The sequence below is a fragment of the Candidatus Proelusimicrobium excrementi genome (genome assembly GCF_937881865.1).
In the GTDB taxonomy this organism is placed as follows: domain Bacteria; phylum Elusimicrobiota; class Elusimicrobia; order Elusimicrobiales; family Elusimicrobiaceae; genus Proelusimicrobium; species Proelusimicrobium excrementi.
In genome coordinates this window covers 1-9,246 of sequence record NZ_CALGEO010000146.1, presented here as the reverse complement: position 1 = coordinate 9,246, position 9,246 = coordinate 1, and the positions used below count along the sequence as shown (strand labels likewise).

The window sequence follows — 9,246 nt, the reverse complement described above, 5'->3', positions numbered from 1 at the left end:
TATTTTTGAGGAAGGAGGTATACTAAGAGTGATGCCGCCAAAGGCGGCGCAGTACCCAAGCGAAGAAAGGCCGCAAAAAACGCCAAATACGGAAGTTTGCTAGCCGTGAGCAAGAAAGATAGACCGAGTAAATAAATTAAAACAGCATTCAAAACCTGGTACCGATATACATATTCCCGTCCGGCCCAACATACTTCAAATTGCCCAAGCTCCTTCTGCTGAGTTCTTCCCTTAGTTTTATTTCCTCGCGCAGCTTTCTTTGTATTTCTTTGTCATTCTTAAATACAAAACCGCGCAGTTCAGCACCCATTTTTGCACCGGCTTTGTCGGCCGCCATAGTGGCTTTTTCGGCGTTGGCGCCTCTGCTGATTTTCCTGTACACGCCATACAAATCCGCAATCATTTCGGCCGGCTCTCCGGCGTATCCCGCCAGCATAGTCCCAAACAAATGATACCAATCCCCGAATTTATTCGGGCTGGCGGCGTATAAATCGGCAAGCTTCTGATTGACGGCTGTTTTTTCTCTGTCGGCTTCAAATGTCGCGTCGGAAAGGACATTTTCTATCGTCAAAATCGTCAAATAAACATTCCCTTTATTTAAAGCGTAACTCTTGCTGAAAAGCTGCTCCATCGTAACAGAATTATCCGGTCTGCTCAGTATCCAGTTAATTAGAGGGATTTCCTGCCCGACGTACATAAAACGCGCGGAAGTGGCCGTCGCCAAAGACATTATTATCTTAGAGGCGATTATTTTACCCGAAGAAAAATGACCCGGCGCCCAATAGTGCATTTTGCCGAAGGAAATTCCCCACTTTCCGTTTTTTATTATCTTTTTAAAATTCGCCAGAGTGGTTTCCATATTAAACAGCGGAGTTGCCTTAGAGTTATCCGCAACCCTGTTATTTTGAATGTTTAAAATAGGATTTTCCCGCGCGAAACGCGGTTCCCTTAACTGGGACTCCTCCGGAGGAATGTTTTTTAATAATATGCATTTTTTAATGCCCGTTTTGCACGTTTCAGAAAAAAGCGACAGCAAAGCCTTATCTCCGTCCGGGTCAATCAGCTTCAATTGTTCCTGACGGTAGGTAACCGTATGAGCAAAAGCAAGTACGGCCGAACTTATCAGCAAAACGGAAAGCAAAAAAACCGCTGTTTTATTAAAAAATGTTTTCATATTTTTTATTATACAACTATTATATTGACTTAACATTGCCCGCGTTTTATGCACGGAACCAAAAACCCCGGCCTAAGCCGGGGTCTTTTTTACTCTAACACGATTTTATAATCTTCCCACGCGATCTGCGGATCAGACTGAACCTTCAAACTGCGGTGGATGTTTTGCTCTATGATATTCTGCTTCTGCTTGATGTAATCGGCCAAAAGCGGATGCAGAACAAGCCTTAAATTACCGCCGGGGCGGCCTTGGGTAAGGTCGTAAATTTCACGCTGAACTTTAATGCGCATGCTCTCCGCGGAAAGCACTCTGCCGCTGCCGTGGCACTGAGGGCATTCTTCCGTTATAAGGCTGCCGGTGCTTTCTTTTTTGCGCTCGCGGGTCATTTCCACAAGGCCCAGGCGCGTTATGGGCAAAATTCTTATCTTGGCTCTGTCGCGCTTGACGGCGTCGTTTAAAGCGTCAACGACTTTATGGCGGTTGGAAGCCTTCTTCATATCAATAAAGTCGATAACTATAATCCCGCCGATATTTCTAAGCCTAAGCTGATGAGCTATGGCGTAAGCGGCTTCGATATTTGTTTGGGTGACGGTTTCCTCCTGCGATTTGCTGCCGGTAAATTTGCCGGTGTTGACGTCTATGGCGCAGAGGGATTCGGCTTCCTGAATGATAATGCTGCCGCCGTTTTCCAAAGGCAGTTTTATGCGGCGGAGTTTTTCGATTTCCGGCTCTATGTTAAAGGCTTCGAAAATAGGTGTTTTGCCTTTATAGAGTTTTATTCTGTCTTTAAGTTCCGGCGATATTTTGGAAACGAAATCCACCACTTTTTCATAGTCTTTTTTATTGTCAAGCATATAGACTTTGACGTCTTCGGAAAGGATATCCCTGGAAACCTGCAAAACGCCGTCCATATCCTCATGCAATATTGACGGGGAAGGGGCGCGTTCAAACTTGGTGATAATGGTTTTCCATTGTCTGTAAAGATATTTGATTTCCTTTTCAAGTTCGTCTTCGCTGGCTTCTTCCGCCTCGGTGCGGACTATGCAGCCCATGCCGTCCAAATATTTCTCGGCCAGTTTTTCCACCATGGAATTAAGCCTTTCGCGCTGGGCGTCGTCCTCAATATTTTTAGATACGCCGACAAAACGCTGATTTGGCGTAAGCACCAAATATCTGCCCGGCAACGTTACGTCCATGGTTACCTTCATGCCTTTGGTTCCGATTGCGTCTTTAACCACCTGCACCATAACTTCCTGGCCTTTGTAGAGGATCTTGTCTATCGGGCGTTTATCGCCTTCGATAACGTCGGAAATATAAAGGTAAGCGTTCTTTTCGTAACCGATGTTTAAAAACGCGCTGGAAATACCCGGCAGCACGTTTTCCACAACCGCCTTATAGATATTTCCAACTATGTTCAAAGAACCGCGCCTTTCCCACATTAATTCCGAAAGGATGCCGTCTTCAAGTATAGCTATTCTGGTTTCTTCGAAAGAAGTGTTCACCAGCACTTCAACTTTTGGATTATCTGAAAGTTTCTTCATTTTTTAATTTTTCTCCCGCCGCAAAGGTTCAAGAGAACCGTCCGAGCGAGCCCAATAGAGCGCCCGGCGCAGCCTGTTAAGCTTAACCGCGCCGACTTCAAGGCCGAGCAACGCCGATAAAATCCGCTCAAGGCCAAAACTTCTTAGCGTGGAAAGCTTTACTATAATTTCAACGTCATTACCGCCCAAGCTTTTGATATCGTATATTAAACGCCGGGCTTTTTTAAGTTCCCTCATGCCGTTTTCGTGCAGGATTTCTATTTCCGCCTTGGAATTATCCATGGCTTTTAAAGTTTCCCCGTCTACGGGGCTAAGCAAATATCCCGCATACTCGCACAAAGATTCCAGCGAGCAAAGGCTGTAAGGTATTTCTTCTATTTCTTCAACTTTAAAACCGCCCGATATGTACGGGGCGAGTTTTAACTTTAATTCTTCAACGTCAACACTCTCTTTAAGGCATATATCCGCATATTCACTGATACTGGCCTCGCCGTCCTGCGAGCATGGCCCCAAAGCCACTTTGGGCCAATTCTTGCTCGCCGCGTACTTAACTCCGCTTTCCGCCACGGAGTCGCAAAGCATACGCCTCAGTTCCGCGCGCGGCAGAGAGTCACTGCTTTTACTTAATCTTATTCTGTATTTGAAAATCTTCTCTGTTTCTATCATACCATTTTTAGATTATCGATAAACGCCGTCTGTATACCGATTCCACTATCCCGAAGGCCCACATACTGGCAACCAGGTTTGAACCGCCGTAAGAAATAAAAGGCAAAGGTATGCCAGCTACGGGCACTATGCCTATAAGCATACCGAAATTAAATATCATATAAACGAAAAATATCGAAAATATCCCGCAGCAAACAAGATAACCGTATCTGTCGCTTGCAAGCGTGGCTATATAAGCCGTGCGCCATAAAAGTATAATGTATAAACTTAAAACGAATAAAGTGCCCATAAGGCCGGTTTCTTCCCCCAAGACGGCCAATATAAAATCGGTATGCCTTTCCGGCACAAACCCCAGCCTTGACTGCGTGCCGGAGAAGAACCCTTTCCCCAAAACTCCGCCCGAACCCATGGCGATTTGCGCCTGTAACACGTTATAGCCCGCGCCTTTCGGGTCGGAATTCGGTGCCAAAAAAGCTTCCACCCTTTTGCGCTGATAGTTCTTCATTTGTTTATTGACGAACAAGCCCGAAAAGAATCCCGCTATTATTACGCCCGACATTATCAACACGAAAACCGGCGCGATATAAAGCCTGAACTGCCTTAAAGCGTACCAAACGGCAAAACAGAGGGCGATAACGGCCGTGCAAAAACCGGCTATATACAACCAGGAGGAAGACATTTGCCCTATCGCATACAGAAAAGCGTTGTTTTCCGCTATTTCCGGGTGCAGGGCTATAAAAGTCCAAATTATCGGGAACAAGGCCGCGGAAAACCCGAAAGCCATAAGCAAAACGAAATAAAAAGTATTAACGCCCGCCGCATATAACAAAAGCAAAAGAGCGGGAGCGGTAACCACTATGGAAGAAAAATCCGGCTGCTTCATAATAAGCGCAAAAATCGGTAAAATAAGCAAAGCGAAAAGCACCAGCGTTTTGGCTTCCTTTATGCTTTGATAATTCCTGCTCAGGAAAGAAGCCGCTATAAGTATTGTGGCTATACGGCAAAGCTCCGCCGGCTGCAGCGAAATAAACCCCAGCTTAAACCAGGAGTTCGACCCCCTGGAAACCACCCCGAAAACCAGCACCGCCGCAAGCATCGCCAGAATAATGCCGTAAAGCACTTTGCATTGTTCGTTATATATTTGATAGTTAAACAGCCAGCCGAAGATAAAAGCGCCCGCCGCCACCGGCAAAGCTATTACGTGCGTGCGTATAACGCCGGCGCCGTAAGAAAGGCCGCTTACCGCGGAAAGCACTATAAAAAAGCCTATTGCCGCCAGCAAAGACACCGCGGCCAAAATAATATAATCAAGCTTGCGCCTTTTTATTGATTGTTCCGATGTATATAATTTACCAAGCATTTTTATTTTACCCCGTAATAAGCTTTTATGATATTGCGCGCTATCGGCGCGGCCGCGCTGGAGCCGCCTTTGCCGAACTCCACAAATACCGCCAAAGCCAAATCGGGCTCTTCGCCCGGGCGGTTGGCGAAAGCCATAAACCAGCCGTGGTCATCCCCGTGCGGATTCTGGGCTGTGCCCGTTTTGCCGTGCACCTCTATTCCGTTTACACGCGCCGCGCGGCCCGTAGCATTATCCACGACGCCTTTTAAAGCCTTGGATATAATATCAAATACGCCCGGTTTAAGTTCCACCTTCTGCATAAGTTCGGGCTTTGCCTCAAAAAGAGTTTTCCCGTTTGAAGATACCGCCTTTTCTATATAATAAGGCCGCCAAATATCGCCTTTGTTCGCCAAAGTTGCCGCAAAAACGGCCATTTGTATGGGCGTAAGCAAAAGTTCGCCTTGGCCTATCGATAAATTTAAAGTATCCCCGCCGAACCAATATGTTTTATTTCTTGCCCTTTTGCTGGGGCCGTATATATTGCCGGATTTCTCGCCCGGCAGATCTATCCCCGTCTGCCGGCCGAAGCGGAACTTACGCTGTATTTTTTCAATGTGGGAAGCACCGACCTTCCCGCCGAGTTCATAAAAATAAACATCGCAGGATTGGCCCATGCCTTCCCATAAATCTATATGCGGGCCGTGCTTTTTCCAGCACTTAAATTCCCGCCCGTTCATATAAACCTTGCCGTTGCAGGTGGTTTCTTCTTCCGGGTTCAGACGGCCGGTTTCAAGCCCGGCTATGGCCGTTATGGCTTTAAACGTGGAAGCGGGCGGATAAAGGCCTTGTATGGCCAAATTATATTCCGGGATGGATTTGCTTTGTTTGGTTTCTTCGTCCGAGAAAGGCATAAAGATGTTCGGGTCGAAATCCGGCGCGGAAACCATTGCCAAAACAGCCCCGTTCTTGGGATTTAAAACCACCGCCGCGCCCCGGCCGGTAACGGAATTTTTTATTCCGTCCTCCGCCGCTTTTTGTACTTTATAATCCAGCGTGGTGTATATATCCGCGCCGGCGCGCCATTGATTATCCTTGATTTTCTTTTTTACGCGGCCCATATAATCGACTTCTAAAAATAGCCCGCCGTCGCGGCCTTTAAGTTCGGTTTCATAACGCTTTTCTATGCCGCTTTTGCCTATTTTGGAATTTAATCTGTAATCAAGGCTGTCGTCGCGCAAAGCCCAAAATTTATTATCCATCGTGCCCATATAGCCCAAAAGATGCGCCGCAAATGCGCCGGAAGGATAATAACGCTTAGTTTCCTCAAGCAGATAAAGCCCGGAATAATAAGACTGAAGCTCCGCGAAGGAAAACGCCTTTTTGGGCGAAATATTCCGCGCCAAAGCTATAGCTTTGCCGCTTTTATTTGCTTTTTTTAACAGTTTTAAAAGTTTCGCTTTATCTTCCCCCAGATAATTGGCCATGTCGGAACTTAAACTTTCCATATAATCTTGGCTGCTTTCTTCAAAAGCAGGGAGATAATAAAGGCTGAAAGCCGGCTGATTGCCCGCCAGCAGTTCCCCGCCGGAAGCCAAAATGCGCCCGCGCGGAGCGGTTTGATATAAAATTTGCGTGCGGTTCTGCTCCGCCGCCTGGGTGTAGCGGTTGTGCGATATGAATTGTATGTCTATAAGCCTTACCGTAATTACGGCGGCGGCCAAATAGGCCAAAAACAACAAATGCTTAAGACGGGAAAGATTAAAAAAGGTTTTTGTTTTCATTATTCTTTTTTAAAACATTAAAAATCAAATATTTGGTTACGAAGATATATATAAAAGGCATAAAAAGGCCCGTAAGCGCGGAACCGGCCGCAAAACTCTTAAGACCCTGCCACAGGAAAGAACCCGTAAAAACCAAACCGCAAAAACCGTATAAAAGCACGCAAAGCACGTTAAGCGCGGCTGTTATTACAACCTGCGGACCGATATCTTTAAAATCGATTTTATCGTCAATGCGGTAAAAAACGAACATTATAAGCGTAAAGACCAAAGCGTATCCGCCGAAAAGGACATCGCTGAAAAAATCCAAAAAGAGCCCGCTCATAAAAGCGAAAGTATAGCCGCCGGCTTCGCTTAAAATGCCGGCCATAATTATTGAGAACGCCAGCATAACCCCAATATTTATATCTAAAGGCGCAAACAATTCTATGCCTATCCAATTGATCACAGTGGCGGCTATAAAAATAATAAAAGCGTTTAAAAACTTAACCATTTTTCGCCCCCGAAGAATGCTTTAAAGCCGGCATAATAAACAGTTCTTTTACGCTTCCGCCTTCAACCACGGGCTTTACGGAAGGGCTTAGAGCCGTATCAAAAGATTTCTGTTTTTCATAACTTTCATCATTTTATCATAGATAACTTTCTTTTGCAACTGCAACGTTTTCCTTTGAAAAGACGTGAAACAATTTTGTGAAACTTATTGCTATCAAGATTTTTTTGTGTTATTTTATTTTCTATTTGTATCTTTGCCCCGATAAAACCGTGGTGTTGCGGTAAAAATCGTTTGATGCCTTTGGGGCTCATCAGACAGAATATGAGGGAATTTATTAATTAACTGTATATTAATCTTAATGTTAAAACTTTTGTGAGATGAAAAAACCTAAGAATTTATTGTGTAGGTTATCCTTTCTCTTTGCATTGATGCTTTTGCCTTTATGGGTGAATGCACAAAATGTAGTCAAAGGTACTATTGTCGACTCATCGGGCGAACCGGTTATCGGCGCGGCAGTTCAAGAAAAGGGGCTTCCCAGTAATGGTGTGGCTACCGATTTTGATGGTAACTTTACACTGGAGTTAAAAACTTCGACTACAGCTGTTGTCAGCTACATCGGTATGGTTTCTCAAGAGATTCAGGCCTCTGCTGCCAACCAGACAATTGTGTTGAAGGAAGACAATTCTAATTTGGAAGATGTGGTCGTTATCGGTTACACCAGCCGTGCCCGTAAGGATCTTACTGGTTCTGTCGGATCAATTTCTGGTGCCCGATTGGCTCAGGTTCCTGTAACTTCTGCAGCAGTAGCCCTTCAGGGTAAGATTTCGGGCGGGCAGGTAACTACCGTCGATGGTCAGCCGGGTGCTGATGTGAACATTCGTGTGCGTGGTGGTTCTTCAATTACCCAGAGCAACGAACCTCTTTATATTGTGGACGGTTTCTTTGTGGACAATATCAACGATATTCCTCCCACTGACATTGCCAGCATCGACATCTTGAAGGATGCTTCGTTGACTGCCATTTATGGTTCTAATGGTGGTAACGGCGTAGTAGTCGTTACAACCAAGAGTGCCAGAGAAGGAAAAGTATCAGTTTCATTCAACGGTCAGTTGAGCGTCAGCCATTTGTCTAAGGAACTTGACCTGATGAATGCTGAAGAGTTTGCGAAGTACCAGTATCAGTGGCACTCGGCAAATGGTACTCGTTCATCCAATGGTAAGTTCTTCCGTGCAAACTTCGGTAATCCTTATGACTTGGACATGTATGGCACATTGCCTTCACACGATTGGCAAGATGAGGTAATGGGTGAAACTCCTGTCAGCTATTCAGCCAATGTGAATGTGGGAGGTGGTACCGAGCGTATCCGTTTCAATGCTTCGTTGACTCAGAGCAACGATGATGGTATCATTATGGGCTCAGGCGTTCGTCGCACTAACTTGAATATCAAGACGAATATTAAGGTGAATGATAAGTTCAGCATTCAAATCAATCCTAAGTTCACTTATCGCCGTGATGAAGGTGCAGGCGGTAGCCATATCGGTACTGGTGGTATTATTGATGTCTTGCGTTATCGTCCTACCAATGGTTTGCGTGAGTATGGTTATATAGACCCCTCTTATGCCGATCCTATTGAGGAGGAAATGTTCCATTATACCAATCCGAAGAATGACATCAAGATAAATTCCTTGGTTCAACATGCATATACTTTGAACAATGCTTTGGCTCTCGAATGGAAGCCGATTGATGGATTGACTCTTCGTTCTGAGGCTACTATCGGTATGAGATGGTACGACAAGAGCCGTTTTTACGGAGCGTTGACAAAGGAGGGCGAAAAACATCATTATCAGCCGGTGGCCGAGTTGACTGACCGTTACCGCTTGAGATATGTTTGGACGAATACTGCCAATTATAATTTGACGGTGAAGGATGACCACAATTGGTCTTTCCTTGTCGGTCAAGAGATTCTGCATAATCAGCAGCGTGAGACTTATTTCAAGAACATCCATTTCCCCGAAACTTTCTCTTCAGAGGAGGCTTGGAACAATATGGGCTTTGGTGAACCTTATGAAAGTGTATCGTCTCTTTCTACTCCCGACCGTACTGCGTCTTTCTTTGGTCAGGTAAACTATAACTGGAAGCACCGTTACTTGTTGTCTGGTACCTTCCGTGCTGATGGTAGTACCAAATTTGCTCTTGGTGGAAATCAGTGGGGCTACTTCCCCTCTATTTCGGGTGCATGGGTCATCTCTGAA

General features: G+C 45.4%; 7 protein-coding genes. 1 reads left to right on the top strand and 6 read right to left on the bottom strand.

Translation table 11 applies throughout. From position 1 onward, the window contains the following. Positions 1–148: 148 nt before the first annotated feature. From ACQY26_RS06715 to ACQY26_RS06690, 6 genes are all read right to left on the bottom strand, one after another. The gene (locus ACQY26_RS06715; RefSeq protein WP_428048372.1) at positions 149–1,174 is read right to left on the bottom strand and encodes a hypothetical protein; all 1,026 of its coding nucleotides are present in this window, start codon (positions 1,172–1,174) and stop codon (positions 149–151) included. Between the two features lie 89 nt (positions 1,175–1,263). Next, a complete protein-coding gene (locus tag ACQY26_RS06710) occupies positions 1,264–2,715 on the bottom strand; it encodes an Rne/Rng family ribonuclease (protein ID WP_428048371.1) in 1,452 nt (483 codons plus the stop codon). 3 nt (positions 2,716–2,718) lie between these two features. Further along, positions 2,719–3,381: a DUF2344 domain-containing protein gene (locus ACQY26_RS06705; RefSeq protein WP_428048370.1), complete on the bottom strand. Its 663-nt coding sequence runs from the start codon at positions 3,379–3,381 to the stop codon at positions 2,719–2,721. 7 nt (positions 3,382–3,388) lie between these two features. Further along, positions 3,389–4,741 (bottom strand): FtsW/RodA/SpoVE family cell cycle protein, encoded by a 1,353-nt coding sequence (locus ACQY26_RS06700; RefSeq protein WP_428048369.1) that lies wholly within the window; start codon positions 4,739–4,741, stop codon positions 3,389–3,391. Positions 4,742–4,743: 2 nt separating this feature from the next. After that, the gene (mrdA, locus tag ACQY26_RS06695) at positions 4,744–6,504 is read right to left on the bottom strand and encodes a penicillin-binding protein 2 (protein WP_428048368.1); all 1,761 of its coding nucleotides are present in this window, start codon (positions 6,502–6,504) and stop codon (positions 4,744–4,746) included. After that, positions 6,482–6,994, bottom strand: a complete 513-nt coding sequence (locus tag ACQY26_RS06690) for a hypothetical protein (RefSeq protein ID WP_428048367.1) — start codon at positions 6,992–6,994, stop codon at positions 6,482–6,484. The genes mrdA and ACQY26_RS06690 overlap by 23 nt, the downstream gene beginning before the upstream one ends. Positions 6,995–7,371: 377 nt before the next feature. Here ACQY26_RS06690 and ACQY26_RS06685 point away from each other — a divergent pair. After that, positions 7,372–9,246: SusC/RagA family TonB-linked outer membrane protein (locus ACQY26_RS06685; protein ID WP_428048366.1), on the top strand; the 1,875-nt coding region annotated here is incomplete at its 3' end.

Bases quoted from the DNA above. Each gene is read 5' to 3' on its own strand.
- ACQY26_RS06710 (WP_428048371.1), bottom strand. From the start codon at position 2,715: ATGAAGAAACTTTCAGATAATCCAAAAGTTGAAGTGCTGGTGAACACT.
- ACQY26_RS06690 (WP_428048367.1), bottom strand. From the start codon at position 6,994: ATGGTTAAGTTTTTAAACGCTTTTATTATTTTTATAGCCGCCACTGTG.
- ACQY26_RS06700 (WP_428048369.1), bottom strand. From the start codon at position 4,741: ATGCTTGGTAAATTATATACATCGGAACAATCAATAAAAAGGCGCAAG.
- ACQY26_RS06715 (WP_428048372.1), bottom strand. From the start codon at position 1,174: ATGAAAACATTTTTTAATAAAACAGCGGTTTTTTTGCTTTCCGTTTTG.
- ACQY26_RS06705 (WP_428048370.1), bottom strand. From the start codon at position 3,381: ATGATAGAAACAGAGAAGATTTTCAAATACAGAATAAGATTAAGTAAA.
- mrdA (WP_428048368.1), bottom strand. From the start codon at position 6,504: ATGAAAACAAAAACCTTTTTTAATCTTTCCCGTCTTAAGCATTTGTTG.